The organism is Citrobacter sp. CK180, from assembly GCF_030333655.1.
GTDB lineage: Bacteria > Pseudomonadota > Gammaproteobacteria > Enterobacterales > Enterobacteriaceae > Citrobacter_B > Citrobacter_B koseri.
In genome coordinates this window covers 1-22,224 of sequence record NZ_JAOWFM010000033.1, presented here as the reverse complement: position 1 = coordinate 22,224, position 22,224 = coordinate 1, and the positions used below count along the sequence as shown (strand labels likewise).

Sequence of the window (22,224 nt, the reverse complement as noted above, 5' to 3'; positions counted from 1 at the left end):
ACCATGCCAGATATTTCGACACCTAACCTCGACTATAACGACATGGTTGAGGCGTGGGATATTAACGATGCACTGATGGGCGGCACGCTGGAAATGCGCCGGCAGGGCGAAGCCTACCTACCTCGCTGGCCGCGCGAGGATAAAGAAGACTATAAGAAACGCCTGTCTGTTGCGACGCTGCTCCCGGCCTATGAAGAAAGCATTAAGCAAAATACCGGGCGTGTATTTGCTGAGCCAACAGTGTTAAGCGAAAAAACGCCGGAAAAAATCAAAGATTATGCCGAAAACATCGATATGGAAGGCAGCCGCCTTGATGTCTGGGCGCAGCAATTCTTCAGCCTGGCGTTTCAGTATGGCCTCGCACATGCACTGGTGGATTACCCGCGCACAAACGCCGAAGAAATCCGCACAAAAGCTGACGAGCAGGCTGCTGGTGGTCGACCGTATGTAACGATGCTTAATCCTCGGCAGGTGATCGGCTGGAAATCAAAGGTTGTCAGCGGAAAAGTTGTGCTCACAGAGTTGCGCGTAAAAGAAGTCATTGTCGTGGATGGTGACGACTTCGGGCAAACCAAAGTTGAGCAGATCCGCCACATCATGCCGCGTAAAGTGGAAATCTGGCGCCGTAACAAAGGTGATGGTGGTGAATCCACCTGGACTATTTATGAAGAGTGGGTAACCAGTCGCGACGATATTACCCTTGTAACGCTCTACACCAAGAAAACCGGGTTTATGCGAGGTTCTCCGCCACTGCTGAATCTGGCATTGCTGAACATCAAGCACTGGCAAAGCCAGAGTGAGCAGGACAACATTCTTCATGTTGTGCGTGTGCCGCTTCTGTCTGTTTTTGGCCTGGAAGACGATCAGGAACTGGTCATTGGCTCATCCAGCGCTACTAAATTCAGCGACCGCGCTAAGCAGGGTATGGAATACACCGAGCACACCGGCGCCGCCATTGAATCCGGCAAAACATCGCTGGATGATCTGGAAAACCAGATGCGCCAGGCGGGAGCGAAACTGCTGCGCGCAGAAAATACATCAACAAAATCTGACGATCAGACGCATGAAGAGCATATGCAGGAAAACTCGCCGCTGTACACCATGGCGAGTTCGCTGGAGGATGCACTTGATAACATTCTGCAAATCATGGCTGAGTGGATTGGTGAAAGTGATGGCGGCAATGTTGATGTGCGCACAGAGCTGGATGTTACGGCTCAGACGTTCGATTCATCTGCTGCTATGGCCGTTCAGTCTCTGCGACAGGGGGGCGACATTCGCCAGGTTGATGCCGTGCGCGTGCTCCAGGCGCTTAAATTCATCGACCCTGACGCGAAGCCCGATGATGTGATCGACGAGCTGAAAAACCAGCAGGTAACGCTGATGGGCGGCAACAATGGCGACGGTTAACGAGCAACTGCGTGACGAATCTATAGCGCACGCCATCTGGATTAGCCGTTACAGTACCGGCGTTGCCAACAGGATGGTGAAACTACTCAACGAAAGTGATGCTGAACTGACGGTGCGCCTGCTGGTGGCGATGGATGGCATAGATCCGAATAGCTTTACGGTCACGCGTCTTGAAGCACTACTGGCGAGCGTGCGGGAGATTAACCGCACGGCGATAAACGGCATGTTTTCCAGCCTGTCGACCGAACTGAATGACCTGGCGCAACATGAGGCGGGGTATCAGTTGAGTCTCTTTGACGCGTTGTTGCCGGAGTTCGTGACAGACGTTCATCCGCTGGTGGGTATCTCTCCTGATGTGGTTTACGCTGCAGCAATGGCGCGGCCATTTCAGGGGCGATTGCTCAGTGAGTGGGCGTCAAACCTCGAAGCGGATCGCCTCAACCGCATCAGTAACGCGGTACGACAGGGCTTTTTGCTGGGAGATACAAACGAGCAGATTGCGCGCAAGGTGCGCGGCCACGCTAATCGTGGCTATCAGGATGGCGCGTTACAGATGAGTCGAGCCAATGCCGCCAGTATCGCGAAAACGGCGGTGGGGCATCTCGCGGCAACGGCGCGTAACAGCTTCGCCAGTGCAAATGATGACCTGATGAAGGGCAAGCAATGGCTTTCTACTCTGGACAACAGAACGACGCATATATGCAGTATTCGCGATCGTCTGAAGTACACGCTGGATAACAAGCCAATCGGTCATAAGATTCCTTATTTGCAGGGACCTGGAAAAATTCATTTCTGCTGCCGATCCACTGAAACCTTCATCCTCAAATCGGCGAAAGAGTTGGGTATTGATGTTCGCGATATCCCGCCAGCGGAACGCGCAAGCATGGACGGCGTTGTACCGGGCGATACCAACTATCAGGAATGGTTCTCCCGCCAGTCGTTCGATCGCCAGAAGCAGATCGTCGGCGAGAAACGCGCGCGGCTGATGCGTGACGGCGGCATGTCACCGGATGAGTTTTACACCGACAAAGGCGAATGGCTGACGCTGGCGCAGTTGCGGAAACGTGATGCACAGGCGTTTAAAGAGGCGGGGTTGTGATATCTTATTTAGACCAACAGGAGGTGATAATGATTATCCAGTTAATCACAATAGCCTTAGGTCTGGCTGCAATAGTTATATCCAGTCGTTCAATTTATGAAATGTGGAAATTCGAACGGGAATACAAAAAGAAAGGTCGCTAAGGCGGCCTTTTTTATTATCTGAAATTCACAACAGGCTGCCTCCGGGCGGCCTTTTTTATGGCCGCAACTCGGATGACGCGCGGCGCAACGGTCGGATGACCAAATCAAAGGTAACAACATGAAACTGAAGACAGTAGAAGTAAACGGTAAGCACTACGCAGAAGTCGATGCTAACGGCCTGCCGGTTTACGTGCATGACGACGGGAAAGAGATTGGTTTTGATGCTGCTCAGGCGATGAGCACAATTTCTGCACGCAACGCCGAAGCAAAATCTCATCGTGAAGCCAAAGAAGCGGTTGAAGCAAAACTGGCTGCTTTCTCAGGGATTGAAGACCCCAAAAAGGCGCTCGAAGCAATCGAGATGATGACCAAAATCGACCAGAAAAAACTGATCGATGCTGGTGCCGTTGACCAGGTGAAAGCCGAAATCACCAAATCATTCCAGACGCAACTGGATGAGGCCAACAATAAAAATAAAACGCTGGAAGGCCAGCTGTACGATTCGATGATCGGCGGTAGTTTTACCGGTTCCAAATTTATCACCGATAAAATCGCCATCCCTGCCGATCTGCTTCAGGCTCGCTTCGGTCAGTCGTTTAAGGTCGAAGAGGGTAAAGTTGTCGCCTATGACGGCACCGGCAACAAAATTTATTCCCGCTCTAAACCGGGCGAACTGGCCTCATTCGATGAAGCGCTGGAGTTCCTGGTAGAGCAGTACCCGCAAAAAGACCACATCCTGAAAGCCAGTGGCAACAGCGGCGGTGACTCCCGCACTACGCAGCACCAGGCCGGACAGAAAACGATGAAACGCACTGCGTTTGATCAGCTTTCCCCGGGCGAAAAATCCCAGGCAATGAAAGACAAGATCACCATCGTCGAATAACCCGTTTTTGCCGCTTCCCGGATGGGTGGCGGCGCAGAGGCTGGAAGGCCAACCAAAACACAAACCTCAACCAGTTAAAAAGGAAATACCATGGCGAATACGCTGACCGGCCTCCTGCCCGATATGTACGAGGCTCTCGACGTTATCTCTCGCGAGATGACTGGCTTTATCCCTGCGGTAAGCCGAAACAGCAATGTTGAACGCGCTGCTATCGGGCAGAACGTTCTTGTTCCTGTCACAACTTCTGCGGCATCCGCAGATAACACCCCTGGCGTTACTGCACCGAATACCGGTGATGCAGTGGTCGATAATGTCCAGGTGGCTATCACCAAATCGAAACACGTCCCGGTGCGCTGGAACGGTGAAGAAACCAAAGGCCTGATGAACGCCGGAACCTTCTCCACCATTCAGGCCGAACGCTTCTACCAGGCTATGCGTACGCTGGTAAATGAAATCGAAAACGACCTGTGGCTGGAAGCGTATAAAAACGCCTCCCGTGCATATGGTACTGCTGGAACCACGCCGTTCGGTACTGCCGCCGATATGTCAGATTTCGCTGGCGTTCTGCGCATTCTGGAAGAAAACGGCGCACCGAAAACCGATCTGCAACTGGTTCTCGGTCATGCGGCAATCGGTAACCTGCGCGGTAAGCAGTCTGGCCTGTTCAAAGTCAACGAAGCGGGTTCCTCTGACATGCTGCGTAACGGTATGACCGACCGCATTATGGGCATGGCAATCCGTCATTCCGATCCTATCAGCCTGGTAGCCAAAGGTTCTGGCGCAGGTTATCTCACCAATGGCGCGGTGGTGGCTGGCTCTACCGGTATTGCGCTTGATACCGGCACTGGCACAATCCTGTCAGGCGATATCGTTACGCTGAACGGTGATACCAACAAGTACGTGGTTAATTCTGCGCTTGCTGGCGGCGCTATTGCTATCGGTAAGCCGGGTTTACTGCTGGACGCTGCTGATGGCGCTGCGTTGACCGTCGGCAACAGCTACACACCGAACGTGGCGTTTGCACGCTCAGCAATCGTTCTGGCGACACGCGCTCCAGCGAAGCCTGAAGGCGGTGATGCTGCTGACGATACCACGATCATCACTGACCCGGTAACCGGCCTGTCGTTCGAAATTGCGGTATATCGTCAGTTCTTGCAGGTTGTCTATCACGTCCGTCTGGCGTGGGGCTATCGTGCGATTAAGAGTGAGCATATTGCTCTGCTGGCTGGTTAACACCATCACACACAAGGGGCTTTGGCCCCTTTTTTTTGGAGGGTTTATGTCCGGATTGACGAAAGAGCAGCGCGCTCAGCGAGCGGCGGGAAAACTTGCTGCTGAACTGGCGGCAAAAAACAATTCTGAGGAGCAGCAGGAGCAGCAGGAGCACGGTGCTCAGTTGGTTGCTATGTTCACTGACTTCCCGGCATTCCCCGGCGCGCCCACCACCGCAGATGTGCATCCTGACGAAGTGGAAAACTGGAAGGCGGCAGGCTGGCGCATAGAGGAGTGATTCATGATCACCTACATCACGGTAGCGGACGTTGATCAAATCCTCGGTGCCGACTGGACTGATGCCAGCAAAAAATCAAAATCGGTACTGATGGCTAACACCTGGATGAATGGCCTTAGCCTGAAATTACCATGCGACAAAAATACCCACGAAATCATTATCCCTGATGATGTGAAGCAGGCCGGGGCGTATGCGTCGCTGGCCGCAGCAAATGGCGGGCTGTATCAACAGAAAACCAGTTCTGGTGTCCTCACCAGTGAATCGGTTGATGCCGATGGTGTGAGTGTGTCAGAAAGCTACGCCGAAATGGCAACAAACAGCACATCTTTGCTGGATTCCGATCTGCAACTGGCGCTGGCGATGCTCAAGCCGTATGGCGCGAATACTTCGCAGATTCGGATTGTCAGGGGGTGACGTGGGAATTCGTGACAAGATTCAGACGAAGGTCGCAAAGGCCTTTGATACCAAGCTGGCGGATGCCGTCAACGATTTCACCGGCTCTTACGTCATCCAAACTGGATGGGACCCGGTAACGGAGACTGGCGGTGAAACCACAGTGACCTATACCGGGCGTGGCGTTCTGTCGAAATACAGCCTCAATCGTATTGATGGCGTCAATATCCTGCACGGTGACCTGAAATTAACCGCGCTGACGAATGAAGTTACCGACGAACCAAAAGTCGATCACATCATCACTGCACCAGATCTGATTACCGGCGAACAGCAACGCTACAAGGTCATTACCGCAGGAACCGACCCGGCGAAAGCGACATATTCCATTCAGTTGCGGAGGGTGTGATATGGCTAAGGCCTGGAGTCTTGACCCCGCATTATTCGCTGACAAGGTGGAAGAGGATGTCGGAAAACTGCAACGCGTTATAGCCATTCAGTTGCTCAATGAGATCGTTATTCGGTCACCGGTTGGTAACCCTGAATTATGGGCTGTAAACCAGACAGCAGTTCAATACAACAAAGCGGTAAGCGAGTGGAATGAGTCGCAGCTCTCTAACCCCGAAAATCTGACAAAAACAGGGCGGCTTAAAAGGAAAGCCCGCGTCAATGACAGCATGGATATAAAACGTCCAGCAGAATATCGAGCAGGAACTTTTCGGGCATCGCATTTTGTTAGCGTTGGCTCTCCAAGTAATTATGTGCCAAGCGAACCAGATCCGAACGGCGCAAACACCATTAATAACGGGACGTCGACAATTCTTGCGGCGCCAAGTTATTCGGTCATCTACATCCAGTCAAACCTTTCTTATTCCGTATCGCTTGAAAACGGGCACTCAAAGCAAGCACCGGCAGGCGTTTATGCGGTTTCATTTAATGGTGTAACACAGGCCTACAAATGACTCTCACAGAAATTCGTAACGCTGTCATTACCCGAATGACGGCACAGACGGCTATTGCCTCTGATGCCGTGGATTATCCAAACGGACCCGTATTTGATCCAAGTGGTCGTGATATCTGGGCTCGTTTCACCAATATTTCAGGCATGGCCGGAGCAAATGAAATCGGCGGCGGCCCGGTTGTTCACCGTACCGGCGTACTCATCATTCAGATATTCGTTCCGGTTGGTAGCGGCTCTCTGCTGATAAACCAGACCGCCGACAAACTCCGTGAATTATTCGAATTCCAGGATGACGGAAAACTCAGTTATTTCGCCGTATCTGCTGTTCCTGCTGGTGAAACAGATGGCTGGTCTCAGCTCAATCTACAAATTCCTTACCGCGCTCTGTAGCGCTTAACTCAATGGAGGTGACCGCATGTCAAGCGGCGCTAAGGTTGTCTCGGCCTTTATTCGGGAAACTACACCGGGTGTAACCCCATCGGGCCCATGGAGCCTGATAAAGCGCTCAGCGTGGGGGGTTAAACCAACTCAAAACACCAATGACAATGATGAAATCGGCGGTACCCGTATGGCACAGGGTATGTCGATGGGTACTGTTGATGTCGGCGGTGATGTATCAACAAAATTCCGCTGGGGTCAGCATGATGCATTCCTGGCTTCTTGCTTTGGTGCTGATTGGGCAGGTGACACACTGACCATGGGTAACGACCGCATTACATTTTCTCTCGCAACATACGCAACTGATGTTGGTATTGGGTCTATATCAAGAGGCGCTCAGGTCGGCGTTTTTCAGATGGAAGTCCCAAATGATGGTGATATCACTGCCACTGTGACTTTCGCAGCTCTCGGGTGGGAGTCAAACAATGCAAACGCAGACTACATCATTGGCGATGCTGCCGATGATTCCGGCGAGCTGCGCTACACGTTTAAAGAGGTATCAGCTATCAGTCTGAACGGAGTATCCGGCGGTGATGGCTTCTGTATCGATACGTTCAGTATCCAGTTCGACAACAATATCCAGACGCAGCGCTGCATTGGCACTGGCTCACCGTTCGCCGGGGCTAATATCCCCACCACCTTTACGCCGTCAGGTTCGATCACGCTGTCCTGGTCTAAAGATGCGTGGGAGGTCTGGAGCAAAACACTTACCGGTGCAACCGTGGCATTCAGTTTCACGCTGGCGAACGACGAAGGGCAGTACACGTTTAACTTCCCGAAAGTGCAGGTCGCTGGCGACTGGCCGGATGGCGGCAATACCGACATTATCCAGGTTCAACTGGATATCACTGCGGCCGACGAGTCACCAACCATTACCCGCGCCGTTACTATTCCGGCAACCGGCATCACGGTAACCCCGGAAACAGCTTCCGTTGATGTTGGCGATACAACCAGCCTCACTGCAACGCTGGCTCCCGCAGGCGCAACGGATACTGTTACGTGGGAGTCATCCGATCCTGAAGTGGCAACAGTTAGTGCGTCAGGCGTCGTTACTGGTGTGGCGGCTGGAACGGCAACTATCACCGCTAAGGTGCGCACTTTTACCGATACGGCAACCATCACCGTAACTGAACCATAAAATTTCCCTTGCCCGTTCCGCTCTGCATGGCGGCGCGGGCTTTTTTCATGCAGGAGTTTCGAATGATTATCCTCAACCCACGAATTGATGTTGGCGGCGAGCGCTGGTTTACGCCGCTGAAAGATCTCAAACCCATTGAAGGGTTGAAATTGCTCGTCAGCAGCATTGATAACGATCAGTATCGCTCGCGTAATGCGCTTATTCGCCGCCATATTGAAAAAATGGATGCCAGTTACCAGGTTGGAACCAGCGAATTTAGCCTGTCAGCGGTCGGGGAAATTGACTCTGCCGATGATCTGTTGATCGACAACTGCGCGCGTTATCTGCTGAAAGACTGGAAGGGCGTCGGTGAGTTGGTGGGTGGTGAAGAAGTTCCGATTAAATACACGCCTGAACGAGGTGCTGCACTTCTGAAACAGGAACCAGCAATTTACTGGCAAATTCTGGCTGAAGCCGCCAGCATCGCCCAGGGCAAAGAGCAGCAGAAGCAGGAAACCGTAAAAAAGCCATCGAAGCGCAGAAGTGGCTGAGCGAGTTCGGCGGGGAGCAGGGCGAAAAGGCAAAGTGGCGAAGGGAGAAATTAAAACTCCCGCCAATTCCCGAACCTGAAATTGACGGTGTGACGGGGGAAATCCTCAACGCTTACTCCGTTATTTCCCGCTCCCGGCTGTATGCCGGGATGGCTGGTGCGCCGCTGCCAATCTCACTTCATGATATTGAGCGCTTTCTTTCTGCACGTCCCGTCCTCATTGATCGTGATGAATTTGACGCGGCGATATTTGCCCTTGATGACGCATGGCGTGAGCAGTGGGCGCAGGAACAGAAAAAACACGGCAAACAGAAACAATAAGCCCGGCATGTCCGGGTATTTTTATGCCCGGAGATCGCAATGTCAGAACAGACATCCCGCCTCGCCGTCATTATTGACAGCACCGGCGCAGAAAAAAATGCTGAAAGCCTGACCAGCGCCCTTCACGGGCTTACCGAGTGGGGGCAGAAAGCAGCGGCCAGCGCAGGGAAGGTGACTAAAGCCACCGAGGAAGAATCTTCTGCATTATCGGAACTGCTTGACCGCATTGATCCGGTTAACGCGGCTCTGAATAAACTGGATAAACAACAGCAACAACTCGCGAAATTCAAGTCGAAAGGCATGCTGGACGATGAGACCTTTGGTGTCTATTCAAAAAAAATTGAAGAGGCCCGCAATCGTCTCACTGGCTTTTCAGAGCAACTGAAAAATACTGGCATGTCTGCAAAGCAGACCGCTTTTGCCATGCGACTTGTTCCAATGCAAATGACCGATATCGTCACAAGCTTAGCCGCAGGGCAACCACCATTGATGGTTCTGTTACAGCAGGGCGGTCAGTTAAAAGACATGTTCGGCGGTATTGGTCCGGCAGCCAAGGCTATGGGGAGGTATATTCTTGAGCTGGTTAACCCTTTCACCTTGGCGGCAGCCGCTGTTGGTGTTCTTGGATTGGCTTATTACCAGGGTAGTCAGGAACAGGACGCTTTTAATAAATCACTTATCCTGACGGGTAACCAGGTAGGGAAAACATCGGGGCAACTGGCGGACATTGCTGCGCGCGCTGGTGTGGCGGCGAACTCAACTACTGGCAAAGCAGCATCAGCGCTAAATCTACTGGTGGAATCTGGAAAGGTTGCCGGTGATTCTCTTGAGCGTGTGACCACTGCCGTTGTTAAAACGAGTGAAGCCACTGGTATTGCGACCGATAAACTGGTGGACGATTTCAACAAAATCGCCGCTGATCCGGTTGCGGCAATCACCAAACTGAATGACCAGTACCACTTCCTGACGCTGGCAACTTACAACCAGATTAAAGCCCTCCAGGATGAAGGGAATCAGCAGGAAGCGGCCCGTGTTGCTACTGATGCTTACGCCACCACCATGCAGCAGCGTGCCGCAGATATTCAGGATAATCTCGGTTATCTCGAAAAGGCATGGAACGGACTCACCGGCGCAGCAAAAGGTGCATGGGATGCAATGCTGGGCGTTGGGCGCGAGCAGTCTCTTGAACAACGCCTGGCTGATGCGACTAAAAAGGCAAATGATGCACGCGGCAAAGCCGTGGGTAATATTTTCGGTGTACCAGGGTGGCAAACTGAAGCGGCAGCAGCGGCAAATTTTCTGCAAAGTGCTATCGACCTGCAAGGCGACCTTACAAAAGCTGTCGCGGCTGGCAGAGAAGAGCAGGATAAGGCAATTAAAATACAGCAGGAAGCTGATCGCGTTAACCAGCAGTTCCTGTCGAATGCTGATAAGCGAAACAAGGCGATTCAGCAGCAGAAGAAATTCCTTGATGCCGGGGCCATCAGTGCAGATCAGTACGCGAAAAATATCGCGCGCATCAATGAAATGTACAAAGACCCTAAATCGCCAACGGCACCGAAGGGAAAAGCATATAGCGAAGATGCCGCGACACGATTGCTGGATCAGATTAACCATCAGACCGCCGCAATGCAGTCCCAACTTGACGCCAGCGATAAGCTCACCAGCGCCACTCAGGCGCGAGTGAAGTTTGAACAACAGATCGCTGATCTCAAATCGAAAACGCAGCTCACCGCCGATCAGAAATCGCTTTTGTCCCGCTCTGAAGAAATTCTTCAGGCCTACAAACGACAGGAGGCGTTGCAAAATTCCGTTAAAACGCTCGACGATTACCGGAAAATGCAGGAACAGGTTAAAGCGAAAGATGAGCAGCAGAATGATTTGCTGCGTGAGCGTCTGGCGCTGCTGGAAAAAGCAAAAGCCACAGGGAAACTGGCTCCGGGAGAATATGAGAAAACTCGTTCTGATATCTATAAAAACACACCAGTGGAGTTGCCTTCTTCAGTAAAAAGTGTGGTTGGCAACCTGTCACCAACTGGCGGCCAGTTATCAGGCACTTTCGGCGGCATGCAACAGCAGTACATGCAGCTCGATCAGGCGCAACAGCAGTTACAGGCGTGGTTGCAGGCACAGGAAGCTGCTTATGCTCAGGCCGGGCAAATCACCACGGAAGGCGAAGCGCGCATGACAGCAATACGTCAGCAGGCAGCGCAGGCGAATCAGGCTATTGAATCCCAGAAAAACGAGATTATCACCGGCGCAACGCAGACCATGATTGACAGTGGTTTGCAGATTCTGGCGACTGGTTTCGGGGAGCAATCCGGGATTTATAAAGCGGCGTTCGCTGCAAGCAAGGCGTTTGCTATCGCACAATCTTTGGTGTCCATTCAGCAGGGTATTGCGATGGCTGCTGCTAACCCGTTCCCGGCAAACCTTGCTGCTATGGCGTCAGTTGCAGCGGCGACGGCGAGCATCGTTTCTAACATCGCCGCCGTTGCGGATGTCGGTTTTGCTGCAGGTGGTTTTACTGGGCAGGGCGGGAAATACCAGCCCGCCGGGATAGTGCATAAAGGCGAGTATGTTTTTGACAAGGCTGCAACCAACCGGATCGGCGTCTCAAACCTTGAGGCGCTGCGTAATGGCGGATCTCTTGATGCGACATTGAGCAAACCGGGTTTCGGCACCGGCACGCAGAACGTATCAAACAGTAACAGCAATTCGACAACGCTCAACGCTCCGATTACGCAGAATTTCAACATTCAACAGGGTGTAACCCCCGATCAGATGAATATTTCTCTGGCGCAGACCCAGAGACAGGCAACCAGCGATGCTCTGGATCAGGTTGCCAATCAGATCGTAAAGGGTAACGGAAAGGTAGGTAATGCGATGAGAGGGGTATATAGCGGAAGGAGAACAACCTGATGGCTGAAAAATACTACCCTCATGATTACCTGCCAATGCCGCTTCAGGATGGCTATGCGTTTCAGCCAGTCAGCCCTTTAAAGCGGACCCAGATGACAACGGGTCGTGCCCGTCAACGCCGGGCGTATATTTCGACGCCGACGCAGGCCAACGTACAGTGGTTTTTCGAAACGGATGTCCAGTCACAGCTTTTTGAGGCCTGGTATCGGGAAACCATCACCGATGGTGCTGACTGGTTTTTCATGCGGCTGCAAACCCCACTTGGTGTGGAATTCTACAAATGTCGGTTTACGGACATCTATCAGGGGCCGACGCTTGTTGCCCCGATTTACTGGCAGTTCTCCGCGACGCTGGAGTTATGGACTCGCCCGGTCCTGGGCGATGGCTGGGCTGAGTTCCCGGACTACATCATCAACAGCAGCATCATTGATATTGCACTTAACAGGGAGTGGCCTGAAGCATGACTAGCCCTGCGTTAAACCGACTTTATGCTTCATCCGGCGAAGAGGTCATTATCAAGACCCTGCAGATCAACATCGGTGATGACGTTCTGTATCTCTGTGACGGCTATGACGACCTTACCGCGAAGACGGAAACAGGGGATGAGGTGACCTTTATCGCCAGTGCCATCGATGTTGCCCTGCCTGCCCGCAATAGTGATGGTACGCAGGATTTGCAGTTCGCTGTCAGTAACATTAACGGCGAAGCATCAACATCTGTGCGTAGCGCGCTGGAAAACCTGCATGGTGCCACGGTGACCTACCGACAATATATCTCTGACGATTTAGAAGCACCCGCAGAACGCCCTTACACGTTAACCGTTAAAAACGGGTACTGGACCGCCACACAGGCGCAGATTGTGGCAGGGTACATGAACGTTCTGGACACAGCCTGGCCCCGCTATCGCTACACACTCCCGTATTACCCTGGCCTTCGCTATATGAGCTAAGGAGTATCAATGTTCGATCAAGATAAATATCTTTCCGTTGTCTGGCGGAAGGGGGGCCGCGCTTACCCTGAGCTTGACTGTTTCGGCATCGTGAATGAGGTGCGTCGCGATCTGGGGCTTCATGAGTGGCCGGATTTTGCCGGGGTAACGAAAGATGATGGCGGCCTTAATCGCGAAGCGCGAAAACTGATGCTCTCCCTGCAACGCTGCGAGCCATGTGAAGGCGCTGGTGTGGCGTGTTATTCAGGTTCGGCAGTGATTCATGTCGGCGTTGTCGTAGTTCTTAATGGCCGTCTGCATGTTGCCGAATGCAACCCTAAATCTAACGTTTCTTTCACGCCGGTGGCGCAGTTTGTTCGCCGCTTCGTTAAAGTGGAGTTCTGGAAGTGACCATCAGAATTTATCCTTCACGCCTTCCCGGTGAACCGCTTGAAACGCATGAACACGGGGCAATGACCATTCATCAGTGGATGAAGCGAAATGTAGCAAATTACCGCGCTGATAAGAAACATCCGGTCACTGTAGAAGTCGACGGTGTTTATATACCAGCAACGGCCTGGTTAGATTATGCGATAAGCCCCGCCAGCGATGTCAGAATGTTTCCGATACCATACGGGCTTGAGGCTGCCACTCTGGGATGGATTGCTGTCGCAATATCTGTCGCATCCGTCGCTTATGCGTTGTTTTTTGCTCCAGGCGTTGCTGACCCTGGCGGTTACTCATCGGGGACGGGCAACAGTCTCGACGTGAATCCGGCAAAGGCGAACAGAGCAAAGCTGGGCGATCCGATACGCGAACTTTTCGGCCGCCGCCGTATTTACCCTGACTATGTGGTGCAGCCGGTGACCCGCTTTGATGCCAGCGACCCTACAAAAATGACCGTTGAGATGTTCGTTTGTCTCGGCGTTGGTAATTTTTCTTTCGGTACTGGCGATCTGCGCGTAGGTTCGACGCCTGTATCTTCTCTTGAAGATGGTTTCACGTATACGACATATCAACCAGGTGCGAACGTATCTGGTGATCGGCGAAGCGAAAACTGGTTCAATTCAACGGAAGTCGGGGGGACGTCATCTGGTGCCGGACTGGACATGGCCCAGACTGCGCCCGATACCGATGATGTTGTAGCACAGTCACTGGCGGTTTCAGGAGCAACGATTACATTCAACGGACTCAGCTCCGCAGATGACGATCCGGAAACCAATGATTTGCCTGAATCGTGGGTTGCTGGCGCAACGGTTGAACTGATTGTTCCTGACTCCTTTGTCGTCACCAATGATGGCGCGTACAGCCGAATTACCAGTGACAATCTGGCTGAAATCGCCCCTTACGTCGGCATGCCAGTAACTTTATGGTACAACAGCGTCGACTATAACCTGTTTATCTCTTCGTATACTCCGCATGCAGATGCGACAGAGGAAGAAGAGGAAGTCACGGCGTCGGTAACGCTGGCCTATGAGAATGAAACCGGCGCGCCATTTACGGGAATCCCGGAGGGGTATATCCGGCTTTCTTTGTCACACCAGGGCTATCAGTACAATATTTTCGAAGTGGATGGCTCCAGCGTTACCATACAACGTCTGATTGACGGCGTTGTCGATCATACCTGGCCGGGTTTTTATGCGCGTACTGTGCTGGATTTTGATGCTTCAGGCCTTAATGCAAACGATAACTGGATGGGGCCATTCCTTGCCTGTCCTGAAAATGAAACCGTGGATATGTTCGAGGTTAACTTTTTCTTCCCGAACGGTATTTGCGGTTACAAGGACAGTGGCAGCAAAAAGAACCGGACAGTGATGTGGGAAATCCAGTATCGCGTGTATGGTTCAGGTTCTGGCTGGACGAGCAAAACAGGCTCGTACAACATGAAAAACATTAACGGGCTTGGATTTACTGAACGTATAACGCTGGATTCTCCTGGCCTTGTAGAAGTGCGTTGTCGACGGACAAACGAGCAGGGGCAGGACAACAGTCGTGACAATATGTACTGGCAGTCGCTGCGTGGCCGCTTGCTGACGCGCCCGGTATCGTATGCTGGCGTAACTACTATGGGCGTTACAGTGGAAACAGGCGGCAAGCTGGCAGCGCAGTCTGATCGACGTGTTAACGTGGTTGCCACAAGGATTTACGATACCGGGATGGCGCGAAGCATTTCAGGCGCGCTTTACCACGTTGGAAAATCCCTCGGTATGGATATGGATAGTGATGCCATCGATGCGCTGGAAAACACGTACTGGACGCCAGGTAGTGAGTTTTTCGACTTTGAGACAAACGACAGCACATCTGCGCTGGAGGTTTTGCAGAAGATCGCCAACGCTGGTAAAAGCTATTTTCTGCTTGCTGACGGCCTTGCTTCCGTTGCACGTGAAGGTGTTAAGCCCTGGTCAGGTGTCATCAGTCCGCATGAGATGACCGAAGATCTGCAGACCGCGTTTGTCGCCCCGTCAGATGATGATTATGACGGGGTGAATGTTACGTATATCAACGGAACAACCTGGGCAGAGGAGACCGTTCAGTGCCGGACACCAGATAATCCAACTCCGGTGAAAATTGAAAGCTACACGCTTGATGGTGTGCTCGACCGTGACCGGGCATATCAGATCGGCATGCGCCGTCTGATGAAGTACCTTCAGCAGCGGATGACGCACACGACTTCAACCGAACTGGACGCTCTCTGTTACAACGTTGGAGACCGCATAGTGCTGGCAGACGACATTCCCGGCAATAAAACCATTTCCTGCCTGGTTGAGGAAATGGTAATCGAAAATGCGCTGACGACATTCTCGGTAACCGAGCCGCTGGACTGGAGTTATGAGAACCCGCGAGTGATCATCAGATTTCAGGACGGGACCGCATCATCTCTTCTTACGGCAACTAAGGCTGGCGATTATCAGGTGACAGTGCCATACCTGAATGAGTTTTCAGAAATCGTTCTCAACGATCCGGCTATCGAGCCGCCGCGCCTGATTTTCTGCGATTCTTCACGGGTTGGTTATAACGCGATCGTCTCAGAAATAGCGCCGCAGTCAGATGGTACATGCCAGGTAACGGCGAAACAGTATAAACCCAGCTTCTACGATTACGACAACGTCACTTATCCTGGCGACGTAGCATAACAAAAATCTCTCCAATACAGACCCGCTCCGGCGGGTTTTTTCGTTTATGAGGCCTGTATGACGACTTATAACACCGGCAATCCGCTGGGGTCTGCTGCTGCAAAGGACCTATATGACAATGCTGAGAACTTAGACCATCTTGCAATTGACCAGGAAAACGAAACATGGCCCGATCGCTTAGGGAAAGAACGCAAGACCTGGCATGGAATGGAGGTTGGTTTCCAGGAGATTGTGAATGAATATAGTGAGCAACTTGAAGAACTCACTGATGAATTTGAAGAAACTATAGCGTCACTTGGCTGGGTACAGATGGGTAACTATGCTCCAGGCATGGTCATCTCATCACGAAACCAAATCGTATTCTACAACGGATACTGGTACGCCTGGCGCGGTGATTTGCCACACACTACTGCTGGTGCGACGCCTGTTGAGGATGGAGGTATCTGGTCAGAGGCCAATCCGGATGGAATGTGGGTCAATGTCATCGGCATTGAAAACACCGCATCTGTTGAAAAAGCTACCGGACTGAAAATATTTTCGAAGGCAGGTAATGTCGTCGTTGGTGACAGCATTACAAGCACAGGTAACCGCTTCGCTGTTGTTTATGGCAACAAGCTGCGCATGCTCACGAATCTTCCAGCCAGCGGCACTGTAGAGAGCATTGACGATGCAGCAAAGAGTATTACCATCGGCGGTAAAAAACACTGGATGCTGGAGTATTACGGTGATGCCGTAAATCTCTCTGAACCGGTGGTTGTTGGCTCCGGTGAAACAATGGTGGTAAGTGGTTCCCCGGACCTGCATGGCTCGTCTATCAATGGTGCTGGCACAGTTGTAGGTGTTGTAGGTAATGGCACCAGCATGGGTGTGTTTGATGTTAAAGCTAATGTTGTTAAAGCATCTGAGCGCGACACTGCACTCCTGGCAGCAGATATTATCGTTGATCCAATGCTTAGCACTGCTGGCGCTGTCGCTACGCTTTCAGATGCGCTTGCCGCCGCTGCTGCGCTGGTAAGTGGTGGAAGAACGGCAGACATTAATGTGCTTTTGCGTGCAGGTCGGCATGAAATATCCCCGATTACGATTACTGATGAGCACATCCCTGGATTCGGCAACCTGTCTGTTACTGTTGATGATACGACGATTGTTATCAGTGATAACACGATTGTTCTTGGACAAAACAGTGAAGGTCGACTTATCTTCAAAAACTACGGTCGGGAAAAGCCGGTTATCACGCCGGTGATGAATTACGTATCATCTTCAGGTGGTCAGCCATATAAAACCCATCATCAGCGCGTTGCAAACATGAGCGGCGAGCCACATCTTGAAGCATACGACGTCTATATGAATCCCGTTAAAGTTAGCGATAACTATAACGAGAAGACAGGGAAGCTACCAAGAAACGTTAATAAGCGTATTATTCAGGTTGTGGATAATGTTTATACGTTTAAATTGCAGCCAGATGATGCTTCTGGAATGATCAACGAAGAGTTGAGCAGCGTAGCATTAAGAATTAACCAAAACTACAGTTCTTCATGGAATAATATTACATCCATTGGAAGCGATGGTAGCGTAGTTTATACGGCACAAGGCCCTTGGAGCACATCTCCAGACGGTCTGTATTTTGATGGATTCTATTACGCAACAGGTTTTTCAGCTCCATATTGGCTAAGAAATGCCACTTATTTGCTAAGCGAAGACACATATTGCTGCAACAGTTCGCATTGGTACATTCCAAGCAAATTAAATGGTATCTACTACCCTGATGCATTGTACGGATTCTATATTACCGTCAGTACTTCGAGCGTTACATTTTCTGGTATTGACTGTGCATTTTTTGACATACCAAAAACATCATTGGAAGCAATCTGGTCTGAACGATTTCAGAACGCCGGTGCAATCGACATCTCAAACTCGTCTGCTTTTGTTATGGAAAACTTTAAGGCGAGAAATATCACTGGGATGTTCATGAAAACAAGCAAGAACTCTTCATTCATAAATGGGTTCGAGCTAGATGATGTCGGCTGTAGTGGTTTCATGATTGCTAACGTTTCTCATAACTCCAACATGATTATATCTAATTTCAAGATTAACAATCTCGGTAAGTATAGCGTTGCCGCTATCGGGATTTATACTGTTGGGTATAATGTCACCGTAGAGAACGGAATGATTCAAAACATAGGGTTTGCTGGAATTTCTGCTGACTCGTCTTGGCAGGATTCTGGTAATATTGGGAATCTTGTGTCTGGACTATTTAGTAATGTACGAGTAATCAATGTAGGGAAGAGAGGAGGTAAAACATCAGACATTCATATGGCGTCGGATTTTGGGGCTATAAACGTCAACGCTAAGCAGATCGCAATAGACTACCACTTCACCGGAATTTACGTTAATGATGTATCAGGGGCAATGAACATCAGGTCACTTTTCCTTGATGATGGGGTTAATGGATTCAGGATAACAAATTCATTTATTGGGGCTGTTGACGGGCAGTATGCGCTTGATGCAAGACAGGTATTGAATGGCACATACAATAATATGTTTTTAAACCTAGTTATCCTTGGGAACATTAGGCTTCACTCTCTGACCAATACCAGCATGCTCACAGGAATAGTTTCTGGAGATGTGAATGATTTTGATACAAACGGAGCTATAGCATTCAAACCTAACTCATCACCATTCAGGTTTGAGCGAAGAGGGGATTTTATTACAGCAATACCATTCAACATAAATACCAGCTCTAACATTACTGATTATTTATCTCAATTTGTAGTTAGTAACTCACTCTTAACTGCGACAACTTATTAAGGAATAATTATGCCTTCTTCACTTACTGGTATGAAACTCAATGATGCATACGCATTAACGGCTTTTAAATACGTTATTGATTCATCGTCATATAAAATTAATTTTGGGAATGGTAATTCCTCGCCCATGTCCGTGTATAACAACACGGCAATTTTCTCTACAGCCTCGCCAGAGGTTGTTTATCCGCAGATCGCATCTGGATACGGACCAAATACTCGCTTGCTTGCACATTCAGGCTCGTTTGCGGCCATCGGCGCAATGACTGCCTCTACATCATCAGCGTCTGTAGATCGCGCCCGCGCATTTCTGCAAACATCATCTCAGAAGGCCCTTGATGCCTCACTGAAAACAAAAGCATCTCTTCTTGCTGAACTACGCAAGGATATTACCTCAACATCGACTACAGTCACTGGGAATCTGGCCCTTGCAGCCGTTACGGATGAAGGTGGTGGCACCGAGGACAGGCCGTTTGAGTTCACTACATTCTACGACGCAACCACTCCTGCAAACTCGTACAAATCTGTCAAGCTTGGTGGCGGAGCCCTTAGCTCTGTTAATGGAACACAGCTTGAACTGAAAATCATGCAAGACTCGACAGGTACATTAACTTACAATCAGGACGGGAGGGTTTCACTGGGTACTGTGCCGCTCAGGTTTACCCAAGTATGCGCTCAGAACGGAACCATTCAGACATCGGACAGAACCAACAAAATGTACATTCAGGAGATTCCAGATGACGTTTTGGATGCGTGGGATAGTGTACCGGTCCGTATGTACAAAATGAAAGATGCAGTCGCAGAAAAAGGGGATGCCGCCCGCTGGCACTTCGGCAAGATTGCACAAGATATCGAGGAGGCGTTTAAGGCTGCCGGATTAGATCCATTTGCCTATGGTGTGCTCTGCTATGATGAGTGGGATGATATTAAGGATGTTGATGGAAATATTATAGCCAAGGCGGGTAACCGATATAGTGTTCGCTACGATGAGGCTGCGCAGCTAGATGCAGCATGTTTACACCGTAAAATGGAAAGGCTCTAAGTGCAATGGGAAACCCCGCCAGGTGGCGGGGTCTTTCATTTTATAGAGTTGACCTCAAAATACATTACATTGACTCCCTCGTCTTTTACTCTTGGATCATTCATCTTTTCATCACTCAGTATGTACTTATAACCTTTAGCCTTTGACATATCGATATGGATCTTTCCTGATAGGCCATATTTAACATTATCCTTAAGACAAGTCAGGATGTTGGCCAGTTTCCAGGGGGTTTTTGCATAAATAACACTACCGTCAGGAATTTTGTCGCATTCGATATGACGATTTCGATTTATGTTCTCTACTTCAGGACCATTGTTATATGTCATAATGGCTGCCAACATTATTACAATTGCTACAACTATTTTTGCCTGGGATATGAACTGGAATCTTCCTTTCATAAGGTAAATGATATATCCATAAAACAATCCAACAACAGGTAGAATTGGATATATGTACCTTGGCAGATTTTTGTATGGTGAAAAGAACTGCACTATTACAATCCATAAAAGTGTAGAAACTGACAAGGCAGCAAGATAGTAATGATTTTCCGGTATAAGTTTCATTTTCTTAACAAAGAAAGTTAAAGAGACAATCGCTGATAGTATTACTATTATCAAACCAACCGGGAAGTAATCATTCAACATCGATAATGACCTTATCGAACTGATGACATTATCACTCACATTACCAAGTTTACTGTAGGCTTCATCCTGCCTGCCTCCGTATACAAAAAAGTATGGAGGATAAATAGCGTACGATATGACTGATGTTAAAGCTACATACTTCACTGCAAACCACGATGCAAACTTCCAGTCACCCCAATACTTCGCGATCAGGCAAGGGAGGATTGCAATTGATATAAGTGCAACAAGGAAGACAGCAAAATATCCACTCAGGACAGTGAATGCTGTTATTAATGAGTGAGATATCAGGAATCTTGTTGATGGATTGTCTTTAAGAAGTAAAAAACTTGATAGCAAATACAGGGATACGATAGATTCTTGTAGCTGATACGGACGAAGAAAGATACTGTTAGATATTGACGCAGTGTTTATGAACGAAACAAACACAACCATCAAAGCAATCCACTTGCTTTCAAAAATCTTCGATGCCAGTTTGTAGATGGCAAAGAATGATATGCCAAAGAATATCTTATTGAGACAGAAGGCCCATGATGAAGTAAAACCAATATCACCATGTGAGTTTATGCCAGTAAACCATACTCTAAGCGCGGTGTAGTAGACGTTGCTGTGCGGCTTATCCCGGTTGTCCAACCATAGGCTGCGAACATCATGCAACATACTTTGCAGACTGGTATGATCCTACCCACGTAATATGGACACAGGCCTAAGCGAGGTTCTTGTTTTCAAATTGTTCCGGACTGAGGCCGCCACACCAACTGTGCCGCCGCCACCGATTGTAATCACATTCGATATAATTAAACACCGTTGCCCGCATTATTTCCCGGCTGATAAAGTGTTCTCCATGGATACATTCCACTTTCAGCGAATGAAAGAAGCTTTCCACGCAGGCATTATCGTAGCAGCAACCTTTTGCGCTCATACTTCCACGCAGATTATGCCGCTTCAGTTGCGCCTGATAATCTGCTGAACAGTACTGGCCTCCACGGTCCGTGTGAACGATAACGTTCCGGGGCCTCTTACGCCGCCACAGCGCCATCTGCAGGGCATCGCAGGCCAGTTGCGCCGTCATGCGTGGCGACATTGACCAGCCAATAACGGCACGTGACCACAGGTCAATGACCACTGCCAGATACAGCCAGCCTTCATCTGTACGTAAGTACGTGATGTCTCCTGCCCACTTCTGGTTCGGGCCACTGGCGTAAAAATCCTGCTCCAACAGATTTTCTGACACAGGCAGGCCGTGTGCGCGGTAGCTGACCGGGCTGAACTTCCGGGAGGCCTTTGCCCTCAGTCCCTGACGGCGCAGGCTTGCCGCCACGGTTTTTACGTTAAAGGGGTAACCCTGAGCACGCAGTTCATCCGTCAGGCGTGGGGCACCGTAACGCTGTTTTGACCGGGTAAAAGCCGCGAGGACAACGCTGTCGCAGTGTTGGCGGAACTGCTGACGCGTGCTTATCCTTGTCCGCCGCTGACACCACGTATACCAGCCGCTGCGGGCCACCCGGAGCACGCGGCACATTGCTTTGATGCTGAACTCAGCCTGATGTTTTTCAATAAAGACATACTTCATTTCAGGCGCTTCGCGAAGTATGTCGCGGCCTTTTGGAGGATAGCCAGCTCTTCATCCCGTTCTGCCAGCTGGCGTTTGAGACGTGCAATCTCGGTAGACATCTCCAGTTCACGTTCAGAAGACGTCTGCTGATTTTGCTGTTTACTGCGCCAGTTGTAGAGCTGTGATTCATACAGGCTGAGTTCACGGGCTGCGGCAGTAACACCGATGCGTTCAGCAAGCTTCAGGGCTTCACTGCGAAATTCAGGCGAATGCTGTTTACGGGGTTTTTTACTGGTTGATACTGTTTTTGTCATGTGAGTCACCTCTGACTGAGAGTTTACTCACTTAGCCGCGTGTCCACTATTGCTGGGTAAGATCA

The 22,224-nt window shown here is 50.2% G+C and carries 21 protein-coding genes and 1 pseudogene; 20 read left to right on the top strand and 2 right to left on the bottom strand.

Features of this window, described 5'->3' with window-relative positions:
• Nucleotides 1-3: 3 nt before the first annotated feature.
• From OGV50_RS04140 to OGV50_RS04050, 20 genes and pseudogenes are all read left to right on the top strand, one after another.
• Nucleotides 4-1,407 carry a DUF4055 domain-containing protein gene (locus OGV50_RS04140; RefSeq protein ID WP_042999759.1) on the top strand — a complete coding sequence of 468 codons (1,404 nt, stop codon included), beginning with the start codon at nucleotides 4-6 and terminating at the stop codon, nucleotides 1,405-1,407.
• The gene (locus OGV50_RS04135) at nucleotides 1,394-2,506 is read left to right on the top strand and encodes a phage minor head protein (protein ID WP_286488341.1); all 1,113 of its coding nucleotides are present in this window, start codon (nucleotides 1,394-1,396) and stop codon (nucleotides 2,504-2,506) included. The genes OGV50_RS04140 and OGV50_RS04135 overlap by 14 nt, the downstream gene beginning before the upstream one ends.
• Nucleotides 2,507-2,767: 261 nt before the next feature.
• Nucleotides 2,768-3,532 (top strand): DUF6651 domain-containing protein, encoded by a 765-nt coding sequence (locus OGV50_RS04130; RefSeq protein ID WP_286488340.1) that lies wholly within the window; start codon nucleotides 2,768-2,770, stop codon nucleotides 3,530-3,532.
• A gap of 90 nt (nucleotides 3,533-3,622) precedes the next feature.
• Nucleotides 3,623-4,765: a major capsid protein gene (locus tag OGV50_RS04125; protein ID WP_286488338.1), complete on the top strand. Its 1,143-nt coding sequence runs from the start codon at nucleotides 3,623-3,625 to the stop codon at nucleotides 4,763-4,765.
• Between the two features lie 46 nt (nucleotides 4,766-4,811).
• Nucleotides 4,812-5,042: a hypothetical protein gene (locus tag OGV50_RS04120; RefSeq protein WP_286488337.1), complete on the top strand. Its 231-nt coding sequence runs from the start codon at nucleotides 4,812-4,814 to the stop codon at nucleotides 5,040-5,042.
• Between the two features lie 3 nt (nucleotides 5,043-5,045).
• The gene (locus tag OGV50_RS04115; RefSeq protein WP_286488336.1) at nucleotides 5,046-5,456 is read left to right on the top strand and encodes a protein singed; all 411 of its coding nucleotides are present in this window, start codon (nucleotides 5,046-5,048) and stop codon (nucleotides 5,454-5,456) included.
• A 1-nt stretch (nucleotide 5,457) separates the two neighbouring features.
• Nucleotides 5,458-5,841, top strand: coding sequence for a glutamate 5-kinase (locus OGV50_RS04110; RefSeq protein ID WP_286468599.1), 384 nt, complete (start codon nucleotides 5,458-5,460; stop codon nucleotides 5,839-5,841).
• Between the two features lies 1 nt (nucleotide 5,842).
• Nucleotides 5,843-6,394: a hypothetical protein gene (locus OGV50_RS04105; RefSeq protein ID WP_286488335.1), complete on the top strand. Its 552-nt coding sequence runs from the start codon at nucleotides 5,843-5,845 to the stop codon at nucleotides 6,392-6,394.
• Nucleotides 6,391-6,783, top strand: a complete 393-nt coding sequence (locus OGV50_RS04100; RefSeq protein WP_286488334.1) for a phage tail terminator-like protein — start codon at nucleotides 6,391-6,393, stop codon at nucleotides 6,781-6,783. The genes OGV50_RS04105 and OGV50_RS04100 overlap by 4 nt, the downstream gene beginning before the upstream one ends.
• 25 nt (nucleotides 6,784-6,808) lie before the next feature.
• A pseudogene (locus OGV50_RS04095) lies at nucleotides 6,809-7,738 on the top strand (phage tail tube protein); the annotation flags it as partial.
• A complete protein-coding gene (locus OGV50_RS23565) occupies nucleotides 7,721-7,969 on the top strand; it encodes an Ig-like domain-containing protein (RefSeq protein ID WP_371320447.1) in 249 nt (82 codons plus the stop codon). The pseudogene OGV50_RS04095 and the gene OGV50_RS23565, both read left to right, overlap by 18 nt.
• Before the next feature lie 62 nt (nucleotides 7,970-8,031).
• On the top strand, nucleotides 8,032-8,499 hold the full coding sequence (locus tag OGV50_RS04090; protein ID WP_286488332.1) for a phage-derived protein YdaY family protein: 468 nt from the start codon (nucleotides 8,032-8,034) through the stop codon (nucleotides 8,497-8,499).
• 89 nt (nucleotides 8,500-8,588) lie between these two features.
• Nucleotides 8,589-8,819 carry a hypothetical protein gene (locus OGV50_RS04085; RefSeq protein WP_071258613.1) on the top strand — a complete coding sequence of 77 codons (231 nt, stop codon included), beginning with the start codon at nucleotides 8,589-8,591 and terminating at the stop codon, nucleotides 8,817-8,819.
• A gap of 39 nt (nucleotides 8,820-8,858) precedes the next feature.
• Nucleotides 8,859-11,741: a phage tail length tape measure family protein gene (locus tag OGV50_RS04080; RefSeq protein ID WP_286488331.1), complete on the top strand. Its 2,883-nt coding sequence runs from the start codon at nucleotides 8,859-8,861 to the stop codon at nucleotides 11,739-11,741.
• Complete coding sequence (locus tag OGV50_RS04075; RefSeq protein ID WP_286488330.1) at nucleotides 11,741-12,205, top strand: hypothetical protein; 465 nt, start codon at nucleotides 11,741-11,743, stop codon at nucleotides 12,203-12,205. Before OGV50_RS04080 ends, OGV50_RS04075 begins: the two co-directional genes overlap by 1 nt.
• Nucleotides 12,202-12,690 carry a DUF1833 family protein gene (locus OGV50_RS04070; RefSeq protein WP_286488329.1) on the top strand — a complete coding sequence of 163 codons (489 nt, stop codon included), beginning with the start codon at nucleotides 12,202-12,204 and terminating at the stop codon, nucleotides 12,688-12,690. The genes OGV50_RS04075 and OGV50_RS04070 overlap by 4 nt, the downstream gene beginning before the upstream one ends.
• Nucleotides 12,691-12,699: 9 nt before the next feature.
• Entirely contained in the window at nucleotides 12,700-13,080 is a 381-nt protein-coding gene (locus tag OGV50_RS04065; RefSeq protein WP_286488328.1) for a nitrite transporter, read from the top strand.
• On the top strand, nucleotides 13,077-15,803 hold the full coding sequence (locus tag OGV50_RS04060; RefSeq protein ID WP_286488327.1) for a host specificity factor TipJ family phage tail protein: 2,727 nt from the start codon (nucleotides 13,077-13,079) through the stop codon (nucleotides 15,801-15,803). The genes OGV50_RS04065 and OGV50_RS04060 overlap by 4 nt, the downstream gene beginning before the upstream one ends.
• 57 nt (nucleotides 15,804-15,860) lie before the next feature.
• A complete protein-coding gene (locus OGV50_RS04055) occupies nucleotides 15,861-18,611 on the top strand; it encodes a hypothetical protein (protein ID WP_286488326.1) in 2,751 nt (916 codons plus the stop codon).
• A 9-nt stretch (nucleotides 18,612-18,620) separates the two neighbouring features.
• Nucleotides 18,621-19,649, top strand: a complete 1,029-nt coding sequence (locus tag OGV50_RS04050; RefSeq protein WP_286488324.1) for a tail fiber domain-containing protein — start codon at nucleotides 18,621-18,623, stop codon at nucleotides 19,647-19,649.
• A 35-nt stretch (nucleotides 19,650-19,684) separates the two neighbouring features.
• On the opposite strand, the gene OGV50_RS04045 is transcribed toward OGV50_RS04050, so the two are convergent.
• Nucleotides 19,685-20,950 (bottom strand): hypothetical protein, encoded by a 1,266-nt coding sequence (locus OGV50_RS04045; protein ID WP_286488323.1) that lies wholly within the window; start codon nucleotides 20,948-20,950, stop codon nucleotides 19,685-19,687.
• A 46-nt stretch (nucleotides 20,951-20,996) separates the two neighbouring features.
• A protein-coding gene (locus OGV50_RS04040; RefSeq protein WP_085947771.1) for an IS3-like element IS3 family transposase occupies nucleotides 20,997-22,159 on the bottom strand; the annotation gives its coding sequence in 2 pieces (ribosomal slippage) (nucleotides 20,997-21,898 and nucleotides 21,898-22,159; 1,164 coding nt in all).
• Nucleotides 22,160-22,224 lie beyond the last annotated feature (65 nt).